Source organism: Pseudomonas sp. ASL7 (genome assembly GCF_056680375.1).
In genome coordinates this window covers 6,173,037-6,197,863 of the sequence record NZ_CM155279.1, presented here as the reverse complement: position 1 = coordinate 6,197,863, position 24,827 = coordinate 6,173,037, and the positions used below count along the sequence as shown (strand labels likewise).

26 protein-coding genes and 1 riboswitch are annotated in these 24,827 nt (G+C 59.2%); of the genes, 13 read left to right on the top strand and 13 right to left on the bottom strand.

Annotation, left to right across the window (positions count from 1 at the left end; genetic code table 11):
* Positions 1-199 precede the first annotated feature (199 nt).
* Together AC1MDT_RS28655 and AC1MDT_RS28650 are read left to right on the top strand one after the other, a co-directional pair.
* Positions 200-760 (top strand): glycine cleavage system transcriptional repressor, encoded by a 561-nt coding sequence (locus AC1MDT_RS28655; RefSeq protein ID WP_046055714.1) that lies wholly within the window; start codon positions 200-202, stop codon positions 758-760.
* Positions 761-770: 10 nt separating this feature from the next.
* Entirely contained in the window at positions 771-1,244 is a 474-nt protein-coding gene (locus AC1MDT_RS28650; protein WP_480420020.1) for a peroxiredoxin, read from the top strand.
* A gap of 119 nt (positions 1,245-1,363) precedes the next feature.
* On the opposite strand, the gene AC1MDT_RS28645 is transcribed toward AC1MDT_RS28650, so the two are convergent.
* Both AC1MDT_RS28645 and AC1MDT_RS28640 read right to left on the bottom strand, forming a co-directional pair.
* On the bottom strand, positions 1,364-2,434 hold the full coding sequence (locus AC1MDT_RS28645) for an AI-2E family transporter (protein WP_480420019.1): 1,071 nt from the start codon (positions 2,432-2,434) through the stop codon (positions 1,364-1,366).
* Positions 2,435-2,464: 30 nt separating this feature from the next.
* A complete protein-coding gene (locus tag AC1MDT_RS28640; RefSeq protein ID WP_020300476.1) occupies positions 2,465-2,704 on the bottom strand; it encodes a sulfurtransferase TusA family protein in 240 nt (79 codons plus the stop codon).
* 98 nt (positions 2,705-2,802) lie between these two features.
* Between AC1MDT_RS28640 and AC1MDT_RS28635 the strand changes: the two genes are divergently transcribed.
* The gene (locus AC1MDT_RS28635; protein ID WP_480420018.1) at positions 2,803-4,236 is read left to right on the top strand and encodes a M48 family metalloprotease; all 1,434 of its coding nucleotides are present in this window, start codon (positions 2,803-2,805) and stop codon (positions 4,234-4,236) included.
* A 78-nt stretch (positions 4,237-4,314) separates the two neighbouring features.
* On the opposite strand, the gene AC1MDT_RS28630 is transcribed toward AC1MDT_RS28635, so the two are convergent.
* The 4 genes from AC1MDT_RS28630 to rpoE form a co-directional block, all read right to left on the bottom strand.
* Complete coding sequence (locus AC1MDT_RS28630) at positions 4,315-5,742, bottom strand: DegQ family serine endoprotease (RefSeq protein WP_480420017.1); 1,428 nt, start codon at positions 5,740-5,742, stop codon at positions 4,315-4,317.
* A gap of 179 nt (positions 5,743-5,921) precedes the next feature.
* Complete coding sequence (locus AC1MDT_RS28625) at positions 5,922-6,881, bottom strand: MucB/RseB C-terminal domain-containing protein (RefSeq protein WP_480420016.1); 960 nt, start codon at positions 6,879-6,881, stop codon at positions 5,922-5,924.
* Between the two features lie 8 nt (positions 6,882-6,889).
* Positions 6,890-7,477, bottom strand: coding sequence for a sigma-E factor negative regulatory protein (locus tag AC1MDT_RS28620; RefSeq protein ID WP_480420015.1), 588 nt, complete (start codon positions 7,475-7,477; stop codon positions 6,890-6,892).
* Between the two features lie 30 nt (positions 7,478-7,507).
* Positions 7,508-8,089 carry an RNA polymerase sigma factor RpoE/AlgU gene (rpoE, locus tag AC1MDT_RS28615; RefSeq protein ID WP_007944079.1) on the bottom strand — a complete coding sequence of 194 codons (582 nt, stop codon included), beginning with the start codon at positions 8,087-8,089 and terminating at the stop codon, positions 7,508-7,510.
* Between the two features lie 556 nt (positions 8,090-8,645).
* Between rpoE and nadB the strand changes: the two genes are divergently transcribed.
* Positions 8,646-10,262 (top strand): L-aspartate oxidase, encoded by a 1,617-nt coding sequence (nadB, locus tag AC1MDT_RS28610; RefSeq protein WP_480420014.1) that lies wholly within the window; start codon positions 8,646-8,648, stop codon positions 10,260-10,262.
* On the opposite strand, the gene AC1MDT_RS28605 is transcribed toward nadB, so the two are convergent.
* Positions 10,231-10,683 carry a protein YgfX gene (locus AC1MDT_RS28605; protein WP_480420013.1) on the bottom strand — a complete coding sequence of 151 codons (453 nt, stop codon included), beginning with the start codon at positions 10,681-10,683 and terminating at the stop codon, positions 10,231-10,233. The two genes, nadB and AC1MDT_RS28605, sit on opposite strands and share 32 nt — an antisense overlap.
* Entirely contained in the window at positions 10,667-10,921 is a 255-nt protein-coding gene (locus AC1MDT_RS28600; protein ID WP_007944081.1) for an FAD assembly factor SdhE, read from the bottom strand. The genes AC1MDT_RS28605 and AC1MDT_RS28600 overlap by 17 nt, the downstream gene beginning before the upstream one ends.
* A gap of 149 nt (positions 10,922-11,070) precedes the next feature.
* Between AC1MDT_RS28600 and ygfZ the strand changes: the two genes are divergently transcribed.
* Positions 11,071-12,012, top strand: a complete 942-nt coding sequence (gene ygfZ / locus AC1MDT_RS28595) for a CAF17-like 4Fe-4S cluster assembly/insertion protein YgfZ (protein ID WP_480420012.1) — start codon at positions 11,071-11,073, stop codon at positions 12,010-12,012.
* A 34-nt stretch (positions 12,013-12,046) separates the two neighbouring features.
* Positions 12,047-12,868, top strand: coding sequence for an HDOD domain-containing protein (locus tag AC1MDT_RS28590; RefSeq protein ID WP_480420011.1), 822 nt, complete (start codon positions 12,047-12,049; stop codon positions 12,866-12,868).
* 116 nt (positions 12,869-12,984) lie between these two features.
* Here the strand turns inward: AC1MDT_RS28590 and AC1MDT_RS28585 are convergent, their stop codons facing one another.
* Together AC1MDT_RS28585 and AC1MDT_RS28580 are read right to left on the bottom strand one after the other, a co-directional pair.
* Positions 12,985-14,370, bottom strand: a complete 1,386-nt coding sequence (locus AC1MDT_RS28585; RefSeq protein ID WP_480420010.1) for a sensor histidine kinase — start codon at positions 14,368-14,370, stop codon at positions 12,985-12,987.
* Positions 14,363-15,034 carry a response regulator gene (locus AC1MDT_RS28580; RefSeq protein WP_133837442.1) on the bottom strand — a complete coding sequence of 224 codons (672 nt, stop codon included), beginning with the start codon at positions 15,032-15,034 and terminating at the stop codon, positions 14,363-14,365. Before AC1MDT_RS28580 ends, AC1MDT_RS28585 begins: the two co-directional genes overlap by 8 nt.
* A gap of 405 nt (positions 15,035-15,439) precedes the next feature.
* On the opposite strand from AC1MDT_RS28580, the gene AC1MDT_RS28575 reads away from it, so the two are divergent.
* Genes AC1MDT_RS28575 through AC1MDT_RS28560 form a run of 4 tightly spaced genes read left to right on the top strand, consistent with a single transcriptional unit; the run spans position 15,440 to position 19,484 of the window.
* Positions 15,440-16,417, top strand: coding sequence for a Bug family tripartite tricarboxylate transporter substrate binding protein (locus tag AC1MDT_RS28575; RefSeq protein ID WP_480420009.1), 978 nt, complete (start codon positions 15,440-15,442; stop codon positions 16,415-16,417).
* A 59-nt stretch (positions 16,418-16,476) separates the two neighbouring features.
* A complete protein-coding gene (locus tag AC1MDT_RS28570) occupies positions 16,477-16,935 on the top strand; it encodes a tripartite tricarboxylate transporter TctB family protein (RefSeq protein WP_480420008.1) in 459 nt (152 codons plus the stop codon).
* 1 nt (position 16,936) lies between these two features.
* Complete coding sequence (locus tag AC1MDT_RS28565) at positions 16,937-18,451, top strand: tripartite tricarboxylate transporter permease (RefSeq protein ID WP_480420007.1); 1,515 nt, start codon at positions 16,937-16,939, stop codon at positions 18,449-18,451.
* The gene (locus AC1MDT_RS28560) at positions 18,444-19,484 is read left to right on the top strand and encodes an AbrB family transcriptional regulator (RefSeq protein WP_480420006.1); all 1,041 of its coding nucleotides are present in this window, start codon (positions 18,444-18,446) and stop codon (positions 19,482-19,484) included. The genes AC1MDT_RS28565 and AC1MDT_RS28560 overlap by 8 nt, the downstream gene beginning before the upstream one ends.
* A 90-nt stretch (positions 19,485-19,574) precedes the next feature.
* Here the strand turns inward: AC1MDT_RS28560 and ung are convergent, their stop codons facing one another.
* Positions 19,575-20,267, bottom strand: a complete 693-nt coding sequence (gene ung, locus AC1MDT_RS28555; RefSeq protein ID WP_480420005.1) for a uracil-DNA glycosylase — start codon at positions 20,265-20,267, stop codon at positions 19,575-19,577.
* 132 nt (positions 20,268-20,399) lie between these two features.
* Here ung and AC1MDT_RS28550 point away from each other — a divergent pair, with 132 nt between their 5' ends.
* Positions 20,400-21,503 carry an enoyl-CoA hydratase/isomerase family protein gene (locus AC1MDT_RS28550; protein WP_480420004.1) on the top strand — a complete coding sequence of 368 codons (1,104 nt, stop codon included), beginning with the start codon at positions 20,400-20,402 and terminating at the stop codon, positions 21,501-21,503.
* A gap of 99 nt (positions 21,504-21,602) precedes the next feature.
* Here AC1MDT_RS28550 and AC1MDT_RS28545 read toward each other — a convergent pair whose 3' ends face one another.
* Both AC1MDT_RS28545 and AC1MDT_RS28540 read right to left on the bottom strand, forming a co-directional pair.
* Positions 21,603-22,052: a hypothetical protein gene (locus tag AC1MDT_RS28545; protein WP_480420003.1), complete on the bottom strand. Its 450-nt coding sequence runs from the start codon at positions 22,050-22,052 to the stop codon at positions 21,603-21,605.
* A 167-nt stretch (positions 22,053-22,219) separates the two neighbouring features.
* Positions 22,220-22,501: a hypothetical protein gene (locus tag AC1MDT_RS28540; RefSeq protein WP_480420002.1), complete on the bottom strand. Its 282-nt coding sequence runs from the start codon at positions 22,499-22,501 to the stop codon at positions 22,220-22,222.
* Positions 22,502-22,769: 268 nt separating this feature from the next.
* Positions 22,770-22,870, top strand: a riboswitch (guanidine-I (ykkC/yxkD leader).
* A 61-nt stretch (positions 22,871-22,931) separates the two neighbouring features.
* On the opposite strand from AC1MDT_RS28540, the gene AC1MDT_RS28535 reads away from it, so the two are divergent.
* On the top strand, positions 22,932-23,999 hold the full coding sequence (locus AC1MDT_RS28535; protein WP_480420001.1) for a putative urea ABC transporter substrate-binding protein: 1,068 nt from the start codon (positions 22,932-22,934) through the stop codon (positions 23,997-23,999).
* A 12-nt stretch (positions 24,000-24,011) separates the two neighbouring features.
* Positions 24,012-24,827 carry an ABC transporter permease gene (locus tag AC1MDT_RS28530; protein WP_480420000.1) on the top strand — a complete coding sequence of 272 codons (816 nt, stop codon included), beginning with the start codon at positions 24,012-24,014 and terminating at the stop codon, positions 24,825-24,827.

Genomic DNA, 24,827 nt, shown 5'->3' with positions numbered 1-24,827 from the left:
TACTGATAAGCTCGTACGCCGGGTTTCAGCCTCCATTTTCGGCATCACAAGCCCCGATCCAGCGTTGCCACCCCTCGCTCTTGCCACACTGGAGCACGTTGCAACCTTCGGCCGGGTTTTCTGAATTCGCATCCGCAGGCTCGCCCCAGCAATAAAAGCCCGTAGAAGTATCGACCGCTCATCGCTTTAGGAATGCTGCATGTCCACCCCCACAGTTCGCGAACAATTCCTTGTCATCAGTGCCCTCGGCGCCAACCCCATGGAGCTGACTAACGTCCTGTGCCGCGCCAGCCATGAAAATCGCTGCGCCGTAGTCACTTCCCGCCTGACCCGTCATGGCGAGTGCAGTGCGTTGATCCTCGAGATCTCCGGCAGCTGGGACGCCTTGGCGCGCCTGGAAGGCAGCCTTTCGAGCCTCGCCAAAAAACACGCCTTCACGGTCAACGTGGTACGCAGCGCGGCCCTGGAGAACCGTCCACAGGCCTTGCCTTACGTCGCCTATGTCAGCTCGGCTTATCGCTCGGACATCATCAACGAGCTGTGCCAGTTCTTCATGGACCACAACGTCGAGCTGGAAAACCTGACCTGCGACACCTATCAGGCTCCACAGACCGGCGGCACCATGCTCAACGCCACCTTTACCGTGACGTTACCGGCCGGCGTGCAAATCAGCTGGCTGCGCGATCAGTTCCTGGATTTCGCCGATGCGCTGAATCTGGACGCCCTGATCGAACCGTGGCGCCCACAAAACCCAATGTAAGGAAACTTCCATGGCCGTTGCCATTGATCAACCGGTTGCCGACTTCGAAGCGCCCGCGACCAGCGGGCAGACCGTCAGTCTCGCGGGCCTCAAAGGCAAGCAAGTGGTGATTTACTTCTACCCGAAGGACAGCACGCCGGGCTGCACCACTCAGGGCCAGGGCTTTCGCGATCAGCTGGACGCCTTTAAAGCGGCGAACACCGAAGTTTTTGGTGTATCGCGTGACAGCCTGAAATCCCACGAAAACTTCAAGACCAAGCAAGCGTTCACCTTCGAGCTGATCAGCGACAAGGAAGAGGCGCTTTGCCAGTTATTCGATGTGATCAAGCTGAAAAAGCTGTATGGCAAGGAATACATGGGCGTTGATCGCAGCACTTTCCTGATTGATAAGGATGGCGTGCTGCGTCAGGAATGGCGCGGCGTGAAGGTGCCGGGGCATGTAGATGCTGTTTTGGCTGCGGCCCAGGCGCTGAACAAGGGCTGATTTTTTTGGCGTCTGTTCTGACGCCTTCGCGAGCAGGCTCGCTCCCACATTGGTTATGTGTGGGAGCGAGCCTGCTCGCGAAGAGGCCCTCAGCCCCACCGCATAATCAGGCCGGACAGTTACAGCAACGGCGCGACCGACGGTTCCTTGCGCGGCCACGCATCCAGCACAGCCTTGAACAGCGTCGCCAGGGGAATCGCGAAGAACACCCCCCAAAAGCCCCACAACCCGCCAAACAGCAGTACCGCGCAGATGATCACCACGGGATGCAGGTTGACCGCCTCCGAGAACAACAACGGCACCAGCACGTTGCCATCCAGCACCTGGATGATCCCGTAGACCGCCATCAAATAGATGAACTGATCGCTCCAGCCCCACTGGAACAAGGCAATCAGCATGACCGGCACCGTCACCACCACCGCTCCGACGTACGGCACCACCACCGACACGCCGACCAGCAAAGCCAGCAATGCCGCGTAGTTGAGTCCCAGAACGACAAAACCGATGTAGGTCGCCCCTCCGCAAATGAAGATCTCGATGACCTTGCCGCGAATGTAGTTGGCGATCTGCCGGTTCATTTCGTGGGCGACTCGAGTGATCAGCGCCCGTTCACGCGGCAAATAACCGCGCACCCACTGGCCAATCATCTCTCGGTCCTTGAGAAAGAAGAACACCAGGATAGGTACCAACACCAGGTAGATCATGATGTTTACCAGCAGCGGTAGACTCGACAGCGAGAACGTCAGCGCCCACTGACCGAACTTGCCAATCTCGCCCCGCGCCAACTCGATGGCCTGGAGCACCTGCTCGTCGGACACCAGATGTGGGTAGCGTTCGGGTAGCAGCAACAGCAGCGACTGCCACTTGGCGAGCATGCCGGGTAGCTCGTTGAACAAAGTGATCAACTGATGCCAGAGCAACGGCACCACGACAACAATAAATACCAGCAAGACGCCCATGAACAACGCGAAGACCAGCCCCACCGCCACCGCACCGGGCATGCGCAGGCGTTCAAGCGTCACTACCAACCCTTGCATCAAATACGCCAGTACCATTCCGGTGAGCACCGGCGCGAGCATGCCGCCCAGCGTAAGCACGGCGGTAAACGCCAAAACCAAAAGGACCGCCAGCACCACGGCCTCTTCATCGGAAAAGTAGCGCTGAATCCAATCGCGTAACACTTTGAACATCAATAATCCTTAGAACCGAACGCAGCGATATCAGGCTTTTTTCAACCAGTAGCGGTATACACCCGCTTCGTCTTCTTCACGAAGCAGCGTATGACCGGCTAATCGGGCAAAGGTGCGAAAGTCGCGCTGAGAACCCGCGTCGGTAGCGATCACCTTAAGCACCGCGCCGCTGGCCAATCGATTGAGTTCCAGCTTGGCCTTGAGCAACGGCAAAGGGCAATTCAAGCCGCTGGCGTCCAGTTCGGCGTCATGGGCTACAGCGTCGGTCATCGCGTTACTCCGGGTCTGATGGTTGAGCAGCTTAGAATATCTGGTCGCAAGCTTAGTGTCCGGCTACAGTAAGGTCTTTGTCGACTAAGGCTTTGTGCATGACTTTTCTGCGCCCTACCCTGCTGACGCTCGCTTGCCTGCTTGCCTCACCAGGCTTCGCCGACGACCTGCCGTCACTCGGCGATGCCAGTTCTGCCATTGTCTCGCCGCAGCAGGAATACCAATTGGGCCGTGCATGGCTGGCGTTGTTGCGCAGTCAGGTCTTGCAGCTCAATGATCCGCAGCTCAAGGACTACGTGGAATCCAGTGTCTATCGACTGGTTGAAACCAGCCAGGTCAATGATCGGCGCCTGGAGTTCATCCTGATCAATAGCCCGGAACTCAACGCCTTCGCCGCACCCGGCGGGATTATCGGGGTCAACGGCGGTCTGTTTCTGAATGCCGAGACCGAAGGCGAGTACGCCTCGGTACTCGCTCACGAACTGGCTCACGTATCGCAACGCCACTTTGCACGCGGCGTCGAAGCTTCGCAACGCATGCAAATCCCGATGATGGCCGCTCTGCTCGGCGGGATCATCTTGGCAGCGGCTGGCGCCGGAGACGCGGGTATCGCCACCATCGTCAGCACCCAGGCAGCGGCCGTTCAGGAGCAGCTACGCTTCTCCCGGGAGAAAGAGCAGGAGGCCGACCGTATTGGCATGCTCAACCTCGAGAAAGCCGGTTACGACCCGAACTCGATGCCGAACATGTTCGAGCGTCTGATGCGCCAGCACCGTTTCGATTCCAAACCGCCGGAATTCCTGCTGACTCACCCGGTCACCGAATCGCGGATCGCCGACACCCGCAACCGCGCCCAGCAGTTCAAGCCGGGAGGCAAGGAAGACAGCCTGACGTATCAATTGATTCGCGCGCGCGTCCAGTTGTTCTACGAAGACAGTCCAGGTCTTGCTGCCAAACGCTTTCGCGTCCAACTCGATGAAAACCCGAAGAACGACGTAGCTCGTTATGGCCTGGCAATCGCCCAGATCAAAGGCAGCCAGTTCAATGACGCCCGCGAGAACCTCAAGCAGTTGCTGGCCAAGTCGCCTGACGAAATTATTTACAACCTGGCCCAAGTAGATCTGGACATCGCCAACAACCGCCTACCGGATGCACAGACGCGGGTCGACCGGATGCTCGTGCAGTACCCGCTCAACTATCCGCTGAATCAGGTGCGGGTCGACTTGCTGCTCAAGCAGAACCGCCCGGCTGACGCCGAGAAAGTCCTTGAAACCCTGCTCAAGTCCCGCCCGAACGATCCGGATGTCTGGTACATGGTGGCCGAGACACGGGGCCTGTCGGGCAATATCATCGGCCTGCATCAGGCTCGTGCCGAGTACTTCGCGCTGATCGGGGACTATCGCCAGGCCATTCAGCAACTTGACTTCGCCAAGCGCAAGGCCGGCACCAACTTCCCGCTAGCGTCGCGAATCGACGCACGGCAACGCGAGTTGATGGAACAAGAGCGCCTGATCAAGGACATGATGGGCTGATTTTTTTTGTAAACAGAAAATCAGGGCACAAAAAAACCGCCTCTTTCGAGGCGGTTTTTTATTGACCCATCAACCGGTTTATTCAGCCAGTTTAAAGGTGATGAAGCTGGCGCGACCTTGACGCAGAACCCGCATCGACACCGAGCGGTTCTTCGGCAGCGCCTTGGCGATATCCGTGAACTCCTTGGTGGAACTAATCGCCTGATTATTCAGGTGAGTGATCACATCGCCTGGTTGCAAGCCAATCAGGGACGCAGGACCGTCCTGGACCTCCTTGATGACCACACCGCCTTTGAGGTCGTAGGTTTTCTTCTGCTCATCAGTCAGCTCGGCCACAGAAACACCCAGGCGATTGCTGCTGAGCTCAGTGCTGGATTTTGGCAGGGCGTCGACTTCTTTGCCTTCCTCCGGGATAGCGCCGACTGTCAGCTCGATATTCTTGCGCTTACCGTCGCGAACCACTTCCAGATTGGCTTTGGAGCCGGCCTTCAGCGCGCCGACCAGGTGCGGCAGATCGGCGGACATGATGATCGGTTGTCCGTTCATGCTCAGGATCACATCGCCTACTTGCACGCCACCTTTGGCAGCAGGGCCGTCATCCTGGATCTGAGCCACCAGTGCACCGGCCGGTTTCTCAAGACCAAAAGACTCGGCCAGATCCTTGCTCACTTCCTGGATCACTACACCCAACCAGCCACGGCTGACCTTGCCGCCGCTTTTCAACTGATTGGAAACGTCCATGGCCACGTCGATAGGGATCGCGAAGGACACCCCCATGAAGCCGCCGGAGCGGGTGTAGATCTGCGAGTTGATCCCCACCACTTCACCCGCCAGGTTGAACAGCGGACCACCGGAGTTACCCGGGTTGATCGGCACGTCGGTCTGGATGAACGGCACATAGTTTTCGTTCGGCAAACTGCGACCGATTGCGCTGACGATACCTTGAGTCACGGTATGGTCGAAACCGAAGGGTGAGCCGATAGCCACGACCCATTGGCCGGCTTTCAGGTCCTGGGATTTTCCGAGCTTGAGAACCGGCAGATCCTTGCCTTCGATTTTCAGCAGCGCCACGTCAGAACGTGGATCAGTGCCAATCAGCTTGGCCTTCATTTCGCTGCGATCGGCAAGACGAACGACAATTTCGTCGGCATCGGCGATGACGTGGTTGTTGGTCAGGATGTAGCCGTCAGGCGAGATGATGAACCCCGAACCCAGGGATTGGGCTTCGCGCTGGCGATCACCGCGAGGTGAACGCGGCGGTGGCATGCCACGCTCCAGGAACTCGCGCAGCATCGGCGGCAAGCCTTCAAGGTCAGGCATCTGCTCGTCCGACACTTTGCGGTCCGGCAGTTTTTGCGTAGTACTGATGTTCACCACCGCGGGCGAGGCCTGCTCGACCAGTTGCGTGAAGTCAGGCAATTCGACTGCTTGAGCAGTAACTGCCTGACCGAGCACGAGCACAGTGGCAAAAATAGAGAGATAAGACTTCAAGCGTGGTATCGACATAAGGCTCCCGTTACGACGAGCATGGTTAAGCGATATGGAGCAAGGAACACCGGGAACGATACGCCGGTATTTTTGTTCCGGAAACAAAAAACAAGGCCAGAGCCGAGGGGGCTCTGACCTATAGAAAAAATCGGGAATAATTGCAAATTGGAATGCTCACCAAACATTTCGATACCCGCTCACTGCTTGGTTGCAGTGGCATCAGTGCGCATGGACAGCGCAATCCGTTCAGCGGTACCTATCGGAATTTCACCGACTACGGTGACCATCACTTCGCCTTGCGGGGTGGTCAAGCGCCGGGAAACAGCAACGGTTGGCCCGAGCTGAGTGCGTGTATCAGTGACTGTAGCGCCATTCAACGGCTCAAGGAACACCGAGAAACGCGCCAGACCATCGTCATACATCAGACTGTTGACCTGGGTTTTGGTCTCTGGATCTTTTCGCGACGTACTGCTAGTCAACTCGAAACCCGGTGGCAACCAATCAGAGTGCCAAGCCTGCGCCGCCTTGACCGCAGAAGCCTTGTCGCTGTCGAGTACGACGGCCTTGCAATCGGCGCCGGGCTGCAAGTCACTGTCGGACGGTACGTTGGTCGTATCCAGTTGCGTGAACTGGAATCGCTCCAGCAGTTGCCCTTTATCATTGAGCAGCAATGATTTGAGAGGCAGGCCGGTTTCCTGGTCCAGATGCAGTTCAAAACCATAGCGGTGCTGATCACGCGGCTTCAGCGAAACAATCACCGCCGCCCGCCCAGCCACGCGCGACTTGCCAATGACGGCAAGGTCGTACCAATTCTTGAGCTTTTGAGGATCGAGTGCACGAGCAGAAGAGTTGGGAGAATCCCCAAGCCCTGCTATCAGGATGCCGCTGACGCATTGAGTATGCCCATCAATGCGCACGACTTCCTGTGCTGAGCCGTCGAGCTGGAGTAAACGCTCGCGGACCTTGCCATCCTGGACGCGGTGCCAGATGTTATGGGTAGAAAAACTACCGTTACGCTCGTAGACGAAAGTACCGCGAAAGCTTTGCTGTTGCTCGGCGTGGCCCAAACGGGTCAACCAGTCCTGGGCTTCATCAGCATGGGCTGGAACAACAAACCAGCCACCGAGCAGAAGCGTAAGTAGAGGGATGGCGCGCATGATCCTCCTTAACGGTTTTCCAGACTTGCGGCACGAGCGTAAGGCAGCGCGCTCTCAGTACCTTTCAATGCAGCCTGTTGAGCATGTTGGCGCAAGTAGCCTGGCATACGCTGATCGTGCCAGCCTGGCTGACCTTGCAATACGCCGTTGGCCATAGGGCCAGTGGCATCCGAACTCTCATTGTAGCCTGCTAATACAGCTGGACCCTTGACCTGAGGAACGGCCAGACCCGGTTGACTGGATTGTTGAGCCAGTTCGACACCCGCGATCTCGTCGTGGTTGTATAGACGAACACCTGCCAGTACGGCAACCGTTACCGATGCAGCGACCGCCAGACGACCCAGGCTGCGCCATGGACCACGGGAGGCTTTTGCCGGCACAGCTTCGTCAGCCAGCGCAGCAGAGACTGCCGCAGCGATATCCAGACGTGGAAGCAGCAGATCCTTGTGCATCACCGCCCGCGCGATTTGATAACGAGCCCAGGTATCACGGGTGTCAGCATCGTCAAAGGCATTCAATACCCGACGCAATTCCAATTCGTCCGCTTCGTTATCCATCACTGCGGACAGCGATTCCTGCAGGGCTTCACGACTCATGGCGTTCCTCTCTTGGCTGTCGCCGCTGTCTCAGTTTTCCTGCAACAACGGCTGCAGGGCTTTATCGATGGCTTCCCGAGCGCGGAAGATCCGGGAGCGCACGGTACCCACCGGACACTGCATGACTGCTGCAATGTCCTCGTAACTCAGACCATCGAATTCACGTAAAGTTAACGCCGTACGCAAATCTTCTGGCAGTTGCTGAATGGTTCGATGGACGGTGCCTTCGATCTCATCCCGCAGCAATGCACGCTCTGGAGACTCTAGATCCTTGAGGCCATGATCGCCATCGTAAAACTCTGCATCCTCGGAGCTGACATCGCTATCCGGCGGCCGACGGCCGCGTGAAACCAGATAGTTTTTTGCCGTGTTGATGGCAATACGGTAAAGCCACGTATAAAACGCGCTGTCTCCGCGAAAATTTCCAAGTGCGCGGTACGCCTTGATAAAGGCTTCCTGCGCCACATCCTGGGCTTCATGGGTGTCGTGCACGAAACGCACGATCAACCCGAGAATTTTGTGCTGGTATTTCAGCACTAGCAGATCGAAAGCGCGCTTGTCGCCGCGTTGAACGCGCTCGACCAGCTGCTGATCCTCTTCCTGGGTTAGCATGAACACTCCTCGATAAGCTCGGAGGAGGCTTGCATAACTAAACGACCAGGCTTGCAAACATAGACTCGGGCTTTTCGCAAAAGTTCTCCCCCTCCAAGCAAGTTTCCTGCGGGCTCTGATTTGGCACGCACGAAAAGCGCAGCTCGGCATAATCCGGCTGCGCGAATAATCTTGTCATCGGATTCGCAGGTAAGGATCAAACCGCAGATCCCGCTCTGAAGCCGACACGTCCTTCTTTTCAGGCACCGTCTATTGATCTTGGGCCTTTGGCAAAAGTTCCAAATATTTATAGCTGGGTGCAACCCACATTGTGCAACCCTGAATAGAAAATGACTGTTAAATCGACGATACAGTCGTCTTGTCGCCGAACCGGTCAAAAAAGCATCCGACGAAGCGTCAGGTATTTTCCGTCACAGTAGTTTCACAATGCCATATGGGCTCGGCTATTGTGCCGCTCCCCCCCTCTATATACTAGTAGGCTGTGTGGCTGCCTGACTCACCAATCCAGGTGTCTTGCGCCAACCCCGACCCGGGTCGCTTTGAGCGGAATCCTGAAATGAGCCAACAGTTTCAACACGATGTTCTGGTCATTGGCAGCGGCGCTGCCGGTTTAAGTCTTGCGTTGACCTTACCCGGTCATTTACGCATCGCGGTCCTGAGCAAAGGCGATCTCGCCAATGGCTCGACTTTCTGGGCCCAAGGTGGCGTAGCGGCAGTGCTGGATGACACCGACACCGTTGAGTCCCACGTCGATGACACGCTTAATGCCGGTGGTGGCCTGTGTCACGAAGACGCCGTGCGATTTACCGTCGAGCACAGTAAAGAGGCGATTCAATGGCTGATCGACCAAGGCGTGCCGTTTACTCGCGATGAACAGTCCGGCACCGAAGACGGCGGATTCGAATTCCACCTGACCCGTGAAGGCGGCCATAGTCATCGACGCATCATTCATGCCGCCGATGCGACTGGCGCTGCGATTTTCAAAACCTTGCTCGCCCAAGCCAGGCAACGATCGAACATCGAACTGCTGGAACAGCGCGTCGCCGTCGACCTGATCACCGAGAAACGCCTGGGCCTTGAAGGTAATCGCTGCCTGGGCGCCTATGTACTCAACCGCGGCACCGGTGAGGTCGACACCTACGGCGCGCGTTTTGTAATCCTCGCGTCCGGAGGGGCCGCCAAGGTCTACCTCTATACCAGCAACCCCGACGGCGCCTGCGGTGATGGCATCGCCATGGCCTGGCGTTCGGGTTGCCGGGTGGCGAATCTGGAATTCAACCAGTTCCATCCCACCTGCCTGTATCACCCGCAAGCCAAGAGTTTCCTGATCACCGAAGCACTGCGCGGCGAAGGCGCCCACCTGAAGCTGCCCAACGGCGAACGCTTCATGCAGCGCTTCGATCCGCGCGCGGAGTTGGCACCACGGGACATCGTCGCCCGCGCCATCGACCATGAGATGAAGCGCCTGGGTGTCGACTGCGTCTATCTCGACATCAGCCACATGCCGGAAGCGTTCATCAAGACTCACTTCCCGACGGTGTACGAACGCTGCCTCGAATTTTCCATCGACATCACCAAGCAACCGATCCCGGTGGTGCCCGCGGCGCACTACACCTGCGGCGGCGTGATGGTCGATCAAAATGGTCGCACCGACGTGCCAGGGCTGTATGCCATCGGCGAAACCAGCTTCACCGGCCTGCATGGCGCCAACCGCATGGCCAGCAACTCGTTGCTGGAGTGTTTCGTTTATGCGCGCTCAGCGGCAGCGGACATTCTGGAACAGTTGCCGCAGGTATCGATTCCGATTGCCCTGCCCATCTGGGATGCCAGCCAGGTCACCGACTCCGATGAAGACGTGATCATTGCGCACAACTGGGATGAACTGCGGCGGTTCATGTGGGATTACGTCGGCATCGTGCGCACCAACAAGCGTTTGCAACGTGCACAGCACCGCGTGCGCCTGCTGCTGGACGAAATCGATGAGTTCTACAGTAATTACAAGGTCAGCCGGGACTTGATCGAGTTGCGTAACCTGGCCCAAGTCGCCGAGCTGATGATTGAGTCAGCCATGGAACGCAAGGAAAGTCGCGGCCTGCATTACACCCTCGACTATCCGGACATGCTCCCCGTCGCCCTGGACACTATTCTGGTGCCACCCACCTACGTCGACTGAACTTGAGTCGAACCCGCAGGCGTCGGTGCACATCCGCCGCCTGCGAGTCCCGGGGCACGCAAATCGACCTGACCCATCGTTCGCCTCGCAGCCGAAAACGCAACACCACGATCAACGGCAGCGCCAGGCTGTCTGGCCGCAGCTGAACGGCCTGCCAACCCGCCGTCTGACTCCACAACTGCCAACCATCGCCATCTCGACGCAAGCCGCAAAATGCCTGTGGATGTGTCAGCAAAATCTGTCTCGGCAACGCCCAAACACCATGAGCCAGGCACAACGCGACGCCGAGCACGCGGGCCCAGATCGGTATGGAGAGAAGAAACAGCGAACCCAGCGCGAATAGCTGGGCCAGAAGATACGCCGCCAGCAACTGCCGCGAGGCATGCCAGCGGCATTCGAACGAATTACTTGGGCTGGACACGGTCCAGGATCATGCGAACCATGCGCTGAAGCTCCGGATCTTCCGATTCGGCGCGTTCCATGAACCAGCCGAACATGTCCTGGTCTTCGCATTCGAGCAGCTTGCGGTAGCAATCGCGGTCGACATCATTGAGGTGCGGATAGACCTCTTTCACGAACGGCACCAGCAACACGTCAAGCTCAAGCATGCCGCGGCGGCTGTGCCAGTAGAGGCGATTCAGTTCAACATCTTCGACCATGGAGCGCTCCTCAAATAGGCGGCAAGTATACAGCCCCCAGCACCGTCGAACACTCGGCTTTGGTCGGACCCTACCGATCCTTTGTGAACTACCCATTTCAACAGCGCCCCCTTATGATGTCCCCCAGTCTCTTTACCCTGCGATGACCCATGGCCGACTCTGCTTTTTTCTGCACCCTGTCTCACGAAGGCGTTCTCGCGGTACGCGGCGCGGATGCCAGCAAATTCCTGCAAGGCCAACTGACCTGCAACCTAAATTACCTGAGCGACACCCAGGCCAGCCTCGGCGCCCGCTGCACGCAGAAGGGCCGAATGCAGTCGAGTTTCCGTATCTTGCTGCAAGGCGATGGCGTTCTACTGGCCATGGCCACCGAGCTGCTGGAACCGCAACTGGCGGACCTGAAAAAGTACGCCGTGTTCTCCAAATCCAAACTGACTGATGAAAGCGCTGCCTGGGTCCGCTTCGGCGTCGACCATGGCGATGCGGCACTGATCAGCCTCGGTCTTGAGTTGCCGGCCGACACTGACAGTGTTGCGCGCAATGAAGGCCTGATCGCCATCCGCGTCTCGCCGGACCGCGCCGAACTCTGGGTTGCCGCCGATCAAGCGGGTGTCATCAAAGGCAAGCTGTCCGGGCTGCTGACCGAAAGCGATCTGAATCAATGGCTGCTGGGCCAGATCCGCGCCGGGATCGGTCAGGTCATGCCGGGTACCCGTGAGCTGTTCATCCCGCAGATGCTCAATTTGCAAGCGGTCGGTGGCGTGAGTTTCAAAAAGGGTTGCTACACCGGCCAGGAAATCGTCGCGCGCATGCAGTACCTGGGCAAACTCAAGCGTCGCTTGTATCGCCTGAGTCTGGACGCCAACGAATTGCCTGAGCCTGGTACGCCACTGTTTTCTCCGACTCACGGCAGCGCCATCGGCGAAGTGGTGCTGGCCGCCAACGCCGGACAAAACATTGAACTCCTGGCCGTGCTGCAAGCCGAAGCAGCGGAAGGGGGTGACATCCATCTGGGCGCCCTAGAAGGGCCAGCCCTGCACCTGCTCGACCTGCCTTACGAACTGAATCGCGATCGCGAAATCCAGCGTTAACAGCAGCACTTGTGGCAATACCTAGAGAAAAGAAATGAGCGATCTGGCGGAAAAGGTCCAACAGGATGTGGTTGAGGCCATCAATAACGATGACCTGGTCCTGCCAACGTTACCGGAAGTGGCCCTGCAGATTCGCAAGGCTGCTGAAGACCCGGAAGTCAGCGTCAGTACCCTGAGCAAAGTAATCGGTCGCGATACCGCGTTGTCCGCGCGCCTGATCAAAGTGGTCAACAGCCCGCTGCTGCGTGCAACCCAGGAAGTCACGGACCTCCATACCGCGATCACGCGCCTGGGCGTCAATTACAGCAGTAACCTGGCCATCGGCCTGGTCATGGAACAGATTTTCCATGCCCGCTCAGATGTGGTGGAACGGAAGATGCGCGAGGTATGGCGCAAAAGCCTGGAAATCGCCGGGGTCAGTTATGCGCTGTGCCGCAAATACACCCAACTCAAGCCTGATCAGGCGGCGCTCGGCGGGCTGGTCCATCAGATCGGCGTGCTGCCTATCCTGAGCTACGCCGAAGATCACAATGAACTGCTCTCCGACCCCGTCAGCCTCAACCATGTGATTGACCGTATTCATCCCCTGCTCGGCGACAAATTGCTCAGGGTCTGGGATTTCCCGGAAAAGCTGGTGAAGGTGCCGGGGCAATACCTGGACTTCAAGCGCCAATCCGATCAGGTTGATTATGTCGATCTGGTACAAGTGGCCAGCCTGTATTGCCACAGGGACACCGACCATCCATTGGCCCGAATCGATGCGCACAACGTGCCAGCGTTCAAGCAACTGGGGATCGATCCCGAGAACGAGGCGATGTGCAAGGATCTGGAAGAATCGCGGTCGATGTTTTACTAGTCGAGACCGCGCCGCCCCTTCGCGAGCAGGCTCGCTCCCACACTGGATCTGCAACACCCGAGATCTCTTGTGGGAGCGAGCCTGCTCGCGAAGGGGCCATTCCAGACACCGCAAACCTACCCCGCGATAAAACTCACCCGCACCTTCAACCCCGCCGACGCGCCATCGTGCAGGCTGATCTGCGCCAGGTGAGCGCGGCAGATCTCGCCGACAATCGCCAGGCCCAGGCCCGAACCGGCCACCTGCTGGTTACGTCGGTAAAAGCGCTCAAAGACCCGATCGCGCTCTTCAACGGGAATCCCCGGGCCATCATCCTCGACCTCCAGCACGGCCGGCGCGGTGACTCGCAGAATCACGTTACCGCCCGGTGGGGTATGCGCCAGCGCGTTATCCACCAGATTGCTCAACAGTTCGTTCAACAACGTCGGTTCCCCCCGCAACCACACCGGTTCATCCGCTTCCAGCGCAAGGGCCACGCCACGCGCGTGGGCCAGCGGCGCCATGGCCATACCCAATTCACGCGCCAACTGACTGAGATCAAGCAGTTGCGCACCGCCCTCGGCAATGGCCCGCGCACCGTTCTCGACCCGTGCCAACGACAGCAATTGATTGGCCAAATGGGTTAAACGATCGGTACTTTGGGCGGCGTTTTCCAGGGTGTCGCGCCAGGTGTCGGGTTCGCTTGAGCGCAGGCCCAGTTCGAGCCGGGCCTTGAGCGCTGCCAGCGGGGTACGCAGTTCGTGGGCGGCATCGGCAATGAATTGCGCCTGACGCTCGAACTGGACCCGCAGCCGCTCGGTAAAGTGATTCAGCGCACGCACCAACGGCCACAACTCCCGCTGTACTTCCACCAACGGCAACGGCCGCAGGTCGTCGGACTGGCGTTCTTCCACCGCTGTGCGCAAACGCTCCAGCGGGCGCAGCGCCGCACTGACCGCGAACCACACCATCAGCAGTGCCCCGACCGCCAGCATGCCCAGACGCAGCAAGGTGTCCGCCGCCAGGCTACGGGCCATCCTGACCCGCGCTTCATCGGTTTCCGCCACACGAATTTCCGCCATGCCGTTCATGTTGGGCTCACTCACCGGCTTGAGCAGGCTGACCACCCGCACATTTTGCCCCTGGTATGTGGCGTTGTAGAAACGCGCCAGCGCCGGGTAGTCATCGGTGCGCGGCGTGCCTGGCGGCGGCGGCGGAAGGTTTTCGTAACCGGAAATCAGCTTCTGGTTGATGTCGTTGACCAGGTAGAAAATGCGCCCGGCGCTGTCATAGGCGAAGGTATCGAGGGCCACGTAAGGCACGTCGGCGCTCAGGCTGCCATCGCGCTGGGACACTCCGGCGGCGATGGTTCGCGCCGAGGCCAGCAAGGTCCGGTCGTACGCGGTATCGGCGGCCTCGCGCCCATTCCAGTACGCGCTCAAACCACTGGCCAGCATCAACACCACCAGCAACAGCGCCAGGTTCCACAACAACCGCCAGCGCAGGCTGCTGGGCCTATGCATCGCGGCTTTCCAGCAAATAGCCGAGACCGCGGAAGGTCACGATGGCGACGGGCTGACCGTCCAGCTTTTTGCGCAAGCGATGGACGTAGATTTCGATGGCATCCGGGCTGGCTTCTTCGTCCAGACCAAACACTTGGGAAGCCAGTTGTTCCTTGCTCATTACCCGGCCGGGACGAGCGATCAGGGCTTCAAGTACCGCCTGCTCGCGGGAGGTGAGGGTCAGCAATTCTTCGCCGAGGGTGAAGCGCCGGGTGTCCAGGTCATAGGCCAGTACCCCGCAGCGCTGCTGGCGTTCACCGCCGAGCACACTGCGGCGCAGCAAGGCTTTGACCCGGGCTTCGAGTTCAGTCAGTTCGAACGGTTTGGCCAGGTAGTCGTCGGCACCGAGGTTCAAGCCGTGGACCCGGTCCTTGACGTCGCTGCGGGCGGTCAACATCAACACCGGCAGGTTCTTGCCCCGCGCCCGCAAGCGCGCCAGCACTTCGAAACCATCCATGCGCGGCAGGCCGACGTCGAGAATTGCCATGGCGTATTCCTCGCTGCTCAAGGCCAGGTCGGCGGCCACACCGTCGTGCAGCACATCCACCGTCAGCCCGGTGCTCTTGAGCGCTTGGGCGACACTGTCGGCGAGCTGCAAATGGTCTTCGACGAGCAGGACACGCATGGATTTCTACCTCATTCAGGGATGGTCGACGCCACTCTTTGGCGCGGAGTTTACAGCCGCAACCGCCGCTGTGAAGCCCGAAAACCGTGAAAGACCGCTGAAAGGTTAGTGAAAGGTTGAATCGTTAGAGTCGGCCCACGGAGGGCTTCGACTGCCGATCCTCCGACCGTAGTTTGCAACGTGCTGTGAAATGTAGCTCCCGAAAAACGCCATGAAGCGTTTTCGCCAATAAGAACAATAACCGAGGTACTGCACCATGCTGTCCATACCGCTTCAGACTCGCCCGCCCCACCCTTTCTCACGATTCCCATCGTTGATACGCCCCAGCGCCGAAGCCGGCTGCCCAGCGCGAAACCGCCGCACCTGAAATACCCCCAAAAAATAAAAACTCCCATGGAGACAACAATGAATCGATCACTGCGCCGTTTCGCCCTCGCCGCCAGCTGTGTGCTGTTTGCCGGCCAACTGATGGCCGAGCCAAAACGTCCGGAATGCATTGCCCCGGCCTCGCCAGGTGGTGGTTTCGACCTGACCTGCAAACTGGCGCAAAGCGCGCTGGTCAACGAGAAATTGCTGACCAAACCGATGCGCGTGACCTACATGCCCGGCGGTGTCGGTGCGGTGGCGTACAACGCGGTGGTCGCCCAGCGCCCGGCCGACGCTGGCACGCTGGTGGCGTGGTCCAGTGGTTCGTTGCTGAACCTGGCCCAAGGCAAGTTCGGTCGTTTCGATGAAAACGCCGTGCGCTGGCTGGCTGCCGTCGGCACCAGCTACGGCGCCATCGCGGTGAAAAGCGATTCGCCTTACAAGAACCTCGACGACCTCGTTCAAGCACTGAAGAAAGATCCGAGCAAAGTCGTGATTGGCTCCGGTGGCACCGTCGGCAGCCAGGACTGGATGCAAACGGCCCTGATCGCCAAGGCCGCCGGGATTAACCCGCGCGACCTGCGTTACGTCGCCCTCGAAGGCGGCGGTGAAATCGCCACCGCCCTGCTCGGCGGCCACATCCAGGTCGGCAGCACCGACATCTCCGACTCCATGCCGCACATCCTCAGCGGTGACATGCGCCTGTTGGCGGTGTTCTCCGACAAGCGCCTCGACGAGCCGGAAATGAAAGACATTCCGACCGCCAAAGAACAAGGCTACGACATTGTCTGGCCGGTGGTTCGCGGCTTTTACCTGGGGCCAAAGGTCAGCGACGAAGACTACGCCTGGTGGAAAGACGCTTTCGACAAACTGCTGGCGTCCGAAGACTTCGCCAAGCTGCGCGATCAGCGTGAGCTCTTCCCGTTTGCCATGACCGGCCCGGAGCTGGACACCTACGTGAAGAAGCAGGTCGCGGACTACAAAGTGCTGGCCAGAGAGTTCGGCCTGATTCAGTGATCGCCTTTGTCTAGCGGCCGCGGCCCTCGTTCTGCGGGGCCGTGGCACAGGAGTTTCCCATGCTCTTACAACGCATTTTTGCTTCGGTGCTGTTGCTGGCCTGTGTTGGCCTGGCGCTGATGGCGTGGCCGTACCAGGCGGCTTTTTCCTACGAACCGGTGGGACCTCGCGCGTTCCCCCTTTTGATGCTCGGCCTGATGGGGCTGGGATTGCTGTACATGGTGTTTCGGCCGACGCCGATCATCCACAGCGACGACGACCCCAAACCGGACCGTGAAACCCTGATCAAAATCGGCATCTGCGTGGTGCTGTTGCTGGTTTTCGCCGGCACCTTCGAACCCCTCGGCTTCATTGTCGCCAGCATGTTGATCGGGATCCCGATGGCACGCCTGTATGGCGGCCGCTGGCTGCCGAGCACGGTGATCATCAGCCTGATGGCCGTCGGCCTTTATCTGCTGTTCGACAAGTTGATGGACGTGCCACTGCCCTTGGGCGTGCTCGACGTTCTGGAGAACTGATATGGATACTCTTGGCTATTTGGGCCAGGGCTTCGGCGTCGCGCTAAGCCCATACAACCTGGTGACTGCCCTCTGCGGCACATTAATCGGCACCGTCGTCGGCCTGTTGCCAGGCCTGGGCCCGATCAATGGCGTGGCGCTATTGATCCCGATCGCATTCGCCCTCGGCCTGCCACCGGAGTCGGCATTGATCCTGTTGGCGGCGGTTTACCTGGGGTGCGAATACGGCGGCCGGATCAGCTCGATCCTGCTGAACATTCCGGGCGAAGCTTCTACAGTGATGACCACCCTCGACGGTTACCCGATGGCCCGCAAAGGCCTGGCCGGTGTGGCGCTGTCGCTGTCGGCGTGGAGTTCGTTTATCGGTGCGTTCATCGCCACGTGCGGCATGGTGCTGTTCGCGCCGCTGCTGGCGAAATGGGCGATTGCCTTCGGGCCGGCGGAATACTTCGTACTGATGGTGTTTGCAATTGTCTGTCTCGGCGGCATGGCTGGTGACCGACCGCTAAAGACTTTTATTGCGGCGCTGATCGGTCTGTTTCTGTCGAGCGTCGGGATCGATGCCAACAGCGGCGTGTACCGTTTCACCGCAGACAACATCCATTTGACCGACGGCATTCAGTTTGTGGTGCTGGTGCTGGGTCTGTTCTCCATCAGCGAAATCCTCCTGCTGCTGGAAAAAACCCATCGTGGCCAGGAAGCGGTAAAGGCCACCGGACGCATGATGTTCAACTTCAAGGAAGCCTCGGCGGTGTTCCTGGTGAACATCCGTTGCGGCGTGCTGGGGTTCATCATGGGCGTGTTGCCGGGTGCGGGCGCGACACTCGCCAGTGCCGTGGCCTACATGACCGAGAAACGTATCGCTGGCGCCAAAGGTACGTTCGGCCAGGGTGACATGCGCGGCCTCGCGGCACCGGAAACCGCCATCGGTGGCGCGGCCTGTGGCGCACTGGTGCCCATGCTGACCCTCGGCGTACCGGGTTCAGGCACCACCGCGGTGATGATTGGCGCGCTGTCGTTGTACAACATCACTCCCGGCCCGCTGCTGTTCCAACAGCAACCAGACATCGTTTGGGGCCTGATCGCGTCGTTGTTCGTCGCCAACATCATGCTGGTGATCCTCAACATTCCAATGATCCGTATCTTCACCCGCATCCTCGCCGTGCCGAACTGGGCGCTGGTGCCGGTGATTGCGATCATTACCGGGATTGGCGTCTACGCGGTGCACGCCACTACGTTCGATCTGTTCCTGATGATCGGCATCGGCATCTTCGGCTACCTCCTGCGCAAGCTGGACTTCCCATTGTCGCCGGTACTGCTGGGTTTCATCCTCGGGGGTCTGATGGAGCAAAACCTGCGTCGCGCCCTGTCGATCTCCAACGGCGCACTGGAAATCCTCTGGTCCAGCCCGATCACCTTCGGTGTCTGGGTGCTGACGGCGATCATGCTGCTGATGCCGATACTGCGAATCTGGCGCAAACGTTCAGTCGCCCGGCGCGCTATCGCCGATGCCTGATCGCTCCCCCCTCAAATCCTGGTGGGGAACCCCGCTGGTCGGTCTGCTGGGCGGTTACCTCGCCAGCCAGATCGGCTGGCCACTGCCGTGGATGGTCGGCTCGTTGCTGGCGATCATCCTCGTGCGCTGCCTGACTCCGTGGCAATTGGCGGAAATCCCCGGGGGTCGCAAGTGCGGTCAGTGGATCGTCGGCATCGGCATCGGCCTGCACTTCACTCCGGTGGTGATGGAACAGGTCCTAAGCCACTTCGGCCTGATTTTCTTCGGTGCGTTGGTCACCAGTCTGTCCGCCGTGGTCGGCGTCTGGTTGTTGCGGCGGACCGGCGAGGATCGCGCCACCGCCTTTTTTTCCAGCATGCCTGGCGGCTCCGGGGAGATGGTCAACCTCGGCGCGCGCAATGGCGCGGTACTCAGCCGCGTGGCGGCCGGGCAAAGTCTGCGGGTAATGGTGGTGGTGCTGTCTGTGCCGGCAGCATTCAAATATTTGCTGGGCAACGGGACGCCGGTCTTTCATCCGACCGCCGTCAACGGGTGGTGGCTCGCCCTTCTCTTCCCGGCTGCCGCTTTGGCGGCCTGGATGTGGGAACGCCTTCGTCAACCCAATCCGTGGCTATTCGGGCCGTTGCTATTGAGTGCAGCAGTGAGCCTCGGTTGGGATCTGCATATCGGTTTGCCTGACGGCGGCAGTCAGATTGGCCAATGGCTGATTGGCAGCGGCTTGGGTTGCCACTTCAATCGACAGTTTTTCCGGCGTGCGCCTTCGTTTATGGGGCGGACCTTGATCGGGACTGTCCTGACGATGTTGATCGCCACGGCGGCAGCACTGGGATTGAGTGCGCTTACGCACCTGGATTTACGTTCGCTGACGTTGGGCATGATGCCCGGCGGGATTGCGGAGATGAGCCTGACGGCGGAAACCCTGCAATTGTCGGTACCGCTGGTGACGGCGATGCAGGTGATGCGGCTGTTGTTTGTGTTGTTTCTGGCGGAGCCGTTGTTCAAGTATTGGAACCGGGTGCCGGAATCACCCTGACAGACAGAGTTGACCCCTTCGCGAGCAGGCTCGCTCCCACAGGGGTGTGGGAGCGAGCCTGCTCGCGAAGGGGGCAACTCTGTCAGCTCATCAAACCGGCGGCAATCGCCACTCGATCGGCATCTCGCCATTCTGCTCAAGAAACTTGTTGGTCCGGCTGAAGTGCCCGCACCCGAGAAAACCGCGATACGCGGACAACGGCGACGGATGCACCGAGGTCAACACCAAATGTTTGGTGGCATCGATCAGTTTCTGTTTGCTCTGGGCATGCGCGCCCCATAGCAGGAACACCAGATGCGGCTGGTGCTCGCTCACCACTTCGATTATCCGATCAGTAAAGTGCTGCCAGCCTTTGCCTGCATGAGCATTGGCATTCGCGCGCTCCACGGTCATGGTGGTGTTGATCATCAGCACGCCCTGGTCCGCCCAGCTTTGCAGGCATCCGTGGGCCGGAATGTCGATGTTCAGATCGCGCTTCAACTCTTTATAGATGTTCACCAGCGACGGCGGCGCCGGCACGCCCGGTTGCACCGAGAAGCACAAGCCGTGTGCCTGGCCCGGGCCGTGATAGGGGTCTTGCCCGAGGATGACCACCTTGACTTTATCCAACGGCGTCGAATTGAGTGCGTTGAAAATCATCGGTCCCGGTGGATAGATTTCCTTGCCCGCAGCGCGCTCCTGTTGCAGGAAATCGCGCAACTCTGTCATGTAGGGCTGGTCGAACTCGGCACGCAGTGCCTCCTTCCAGCTCGGTTCGAGTTTGATACGGTCATCAGCAGTCATGGTTACATCCGGCAAAAACAATGGAGCGAACCCTAGGAAAGCCCATCACGCTTGTCAATTGATCTGACACTGAACCGGCACTTTCCTGCACAGCGATCATACTGAACGCTCAAATTCCCTATCGAGGTCACGATGAATCTGCACTTCGAAGAACTCACCGGCACCGACGGCGCCCGCATCGGCATCGCCAGCCTCGATGCCGAAAAGTCCCTTAACGCCCTGTCCTTGCCGATGATCAATGCCTTGCGCGATCAACTGGACGCCTGGGCCAAGGAACCGCAAATCGTCTGCGTATTATTGCGCGGCAACGGCGCCAAGGCCTTTTGCGCCGGCGGAGAAGTCCGCAGCCTGGTGGAGGCGTGTCGCACGCAGCCCGGGGAAGTGCCGCCCTTGGCCGCGCACTTCTTTGCAGCGGAATATCGCCTGGATTTCAATCTGCACACCTACCCGAAACCGTTGATCTGCTGGGGCCATGGCTACGTGCTCGGCGGTGGCATGGGGCTGCTGCAAGGCGCGAGCATTCGCATTGTCACGCCGAGCACCCGGTTGGCGATGCCCGAGATCAGTATCGGCCTGTACCCGGACGTCGGGGCCAGTTGGTTCCTGTCACGACTGCCCGGCAAACTTGGCTTGTTTCTCGGACTGACCGGCGCCCATATGAACGGTCGCGATGCGATCGATCTGGACCTGGCCGACCGCTTCCTGCTCGATGAACAGCAGGAAGCGCTGATCGAAGGCTTGCTGCAATTGAACTGGCAGGAACAGACACCGATGCAGCTCAACAGTCTGCTCAAGGCCTTGCAGCAGGAAGCAGTCGCGCAAATGCCAGACGCCCAATGGTTGCCACGACGTCAGCAGATCGACGAGTTGCTGGATGTCAGTGATGTGCGTTGCGCCTGGAAAGCTATCGCCCCGCTGCGCGATGACACCGACCTGCTGCTCAGTCGTGCCGCACGGACCATGAGCGAAGGCTCGCCCCTGACAGCTCATCTGGTCTGGGAGCAGATCGCCCGCGCCAGGCACCTGTCCCTGGCTCAAGTTTTTCAGATGGAATACACCATGAGCCTCAATTGCTGCCGACATCCGGAGTTCAGCGAAGGCGTGCGGGCGCGGTTGATCGACAAGGATCAGAAACCTCACTGGCATTGGCCAGACATCAATAACGTGCCGGATGCAGTGGTTCAAGCGCATTTCCACAAGGTCTGGGAAGGTAGGCATCCCTTGGCGGATCTATAAAAAACTGTAGGAGCGAGCTTGCTCGCGATGGTGTGTCAGTCGACACCAGTGTTGCTGACACACCATCGCGAGCAAGCTCGCTCCTACAGATATCCGTTGTTATCGGCGGCCTTCGTGATCGTCGTGACCATCTCGCCCACTGTGATTGTTGCGTCCGCCATTATCACGGTGCTCATTTTCCCATCCGTTACGGTTTCGCCCCTCCCATCCGTGATGCTGATAGTCCCGGCGGTCGGCTCGGTAGTCGGCCCGGGGTGCCGCCTGGTAGTAGCGCGGTGCCGGTTGGTAGATCCGCGGCTGCGGGTAATACCGCGGCGTTGGCTGGTAATACCGCGCTGGCGGTACGTAGTACCTGGGTGGTGGCGAGTAATAACCCCCGCCACCTGAATAGTACGAACCGCCACCGGCGTAATAGGCAGGCGCTGGCGAGGTGTAGACCTCGGAACTGTAGTAGCTGGCTCCTTCATCGGAATAAGGCACGCATGCACCAAGCGACAATCCCAATACTGCAATCAGAAGAATTTTGCGGAGCTTTTTTCTACAGAGCATGGCGGCCTCCTGGACCGCGAGTGAGCCACACCAGCGACGCTGGCGGGCGACCGTCAATTATTCGGTGACTGTCGAAAGATCAGACATCGAATTCGAAATCTGGTGCGGTCTCGTAACAACTTGAAACATCTCACCCGTGAAAGGTTTTTCATCTATTCAAACGCTGATTAATGGTGCCCACCGTGATAGCCCCCGCCGTAATAATGCGGTCCGTGTCCGCCGTAGTAATAGCCATGACCACCGTAATAACGCGGACCGTAATACCCACCGTAATAGTAAGGCCAGTAATAGCCACCGTAGAAGTAAGGCGAGTAATAGCCTGGGTAGTAATAAGGCGAGTAATACCCGGGGTAGTAATAAGGTGCGGTGTACACATCGGCAGGGCCTACGTAGTAGCACGCTGAAAGACCTAAACCGAAAAACGCACTGAGCAATATTCGACGCAACATGATGGACTCCGGGAAAACCCGCGACCGCACTCATGTCTTTTGACTTGAAAATCAGAATCAAGTGCGGTTCGGCAAAAAGCCTTCGGATCAGTGGCCGATACGTTCCATTGCGGTGCGCCAGCGCACCATCACAAGGCAACGCGGCCACCCGGACCACACCCACCAGTTGCGAAATCCCCCGAGCCAGAGCGCTCCCAGTCAACTTGGCACGGCTCTCGCTTTACCAAAGACGTGCAAGAGTCATTACAGGTTCGCGGCACCACATTTTGCAATGGCTGACTAGGGTTCCGGCTCGCTTGAGCGAGTGGCTGGTCCGAGAGTTGGCGACCTCCAGTTGAGGTTACACGGCGGGACAAAAGCCCGGGAGACAAGCCACCGTTCGCGGTGCCGCGTTGACTCCTGCCCGCCCCTGATCAACTGGAGAACCACCATGTCCAAAACTCGTTTACCCGCCCTCCTCGCCGCTGCGTTCGCAGCTTTCGTGAGTTTCTCGTCCCAGGCCGCGCAGAAAGACCATTTCAGCGTCTGCTGGACTATCTACGCTGGCTGGATGCCTTGGGAATACGCTGGAAGCCAAGGCATCGTCGACAAATGGGCGAAAAAATACGGCATCACAATCGATGTGGTGCAGCTCAATGACTACGTCGAATCCATCAACCAGTACACCGCCGGCCAGTTCGACGGGTGCACCATGACCAATATGGACGCGCTGACCATCCCGGCGGCCGGTGGCGTCGACAGCACCGCGCTGATCGTCAGCGATTTTTCCAACGGCAACGACGGCATCGTGGTCAAGGGCGACGGCAAGAAAGTCGTCGACCTCAAGGGCATGGACGTCAATCTGGTCGAGCTGTCGGTGTCCCATTACCTGCTGGCCCGGGCGCTGGACTCGGTCGACCTTACCGAGAAAGACCTGAAAGTGGTCAACACCTCCGACGCCGATATCTCGGCAGCCTTCAACACCGACCAGGTCAACGCCGTCACCACCTGGAACCCGATGCTCTCGGACATCAAGGCCAAACCCGGCGTCAGCGAAGTCTTCAACTCCAGCCAGATCCCCGGCGAAATCATGGACATGATGGTGGTCAACAGCACCACCCTCAAAGACAACCCGGCCTTGGGCAAAGCGCTGACCGGCGCCTGGTTTGAAGTGGTTGAGCTGATGAACGAGAAAAATGCCGCCAGCAAAGCGGCACTGGAACACATGGCGAAAGCCTCTGGCACTGACCTGGCCGGCTTCCAGTCGCAACTCGACACCACCAAATTGTTCGCCACCCCTCAAGAAGCGTTGGCGTTCTCCACCAGCAAGCAACTACCGGACACCATGCGCAAAGTGGCCGAGTTCTCGTTCCAGCATGGCTTGCTCGGTCAAGGCGCCAAGGACACCAGCGCGGTCGGCATGGCCTTCGCCAATGGCGTGATCAGCGGCGACAAGACCAACCTCAAGCTGCGCTTCGACCCGAGCTATGTGCAGATGGCCGCTGACGCCAAGCTCTAAGAGGACTTGGCCATGCGCCTGATCAATCGCCACCCGGATCGCCCGAGTCGCCTGCTACTGGTGATCCTGCCGTTCGCCCTGGTGCTGTTCGCCTATTTCATGGGCTCGGCCGCGCGACTGACGGACAACCCCAACGACAAACTGCTGCCGAGCGCCGTGCAGATGACCGACGCGGTGAAACGCCTGGCCTTCGTTGCCGACACCCGCACCGGTGACTATGTGCTGTGGCAAGACACTGCCTCCAGTCTAAGGCGGCTGGCCATCGGCCTCGGTATCAGCGCGCTGGCCGGGCTGTGCCTGGGCATCGCCACCGGTACGCTGCCGCTGTTTGGCACCCCGTTGTCGCCGTTGCTGACCGTGCTGTCGATGGTGCCACCGCTGGCGATTCTGCCGATTCTGTTCATCGTGTTCGGGCTGGGGGAATTGTCGAAAGTGATGCTGATCGTGATCGGCATTACCCCGTGCCTGGCGCGGGATCTGGAACAGCGTGCCCGGGAAATACCCGTCGAACTGCTGATCAAGGCCCAGACCCTCGGTGCCTCGACCTGGACGCTGATGCTGCGCGTGGTGCTGCCACAATTGCTGCCACGCCTGTTGATCTCGCTGCGGCTGATGCTTGGTTCGGCGTGGCTGTTCCTGATCGCTGCCGAAGCCATCGCCTCCACTGACGGCCTCGGCTATCGGATCTTCCTGGTGCGCCGCTACCTGGCGATGGACGTGATTTTGCCCTACGTGGTCTGGATCACCCTGCTCGCCTGGCTGATGGATTGGGGCCTGAAACGCCTGACCCAACGCGCGTTCCCCTGGCACGAAGGTGCCCCTAAATGA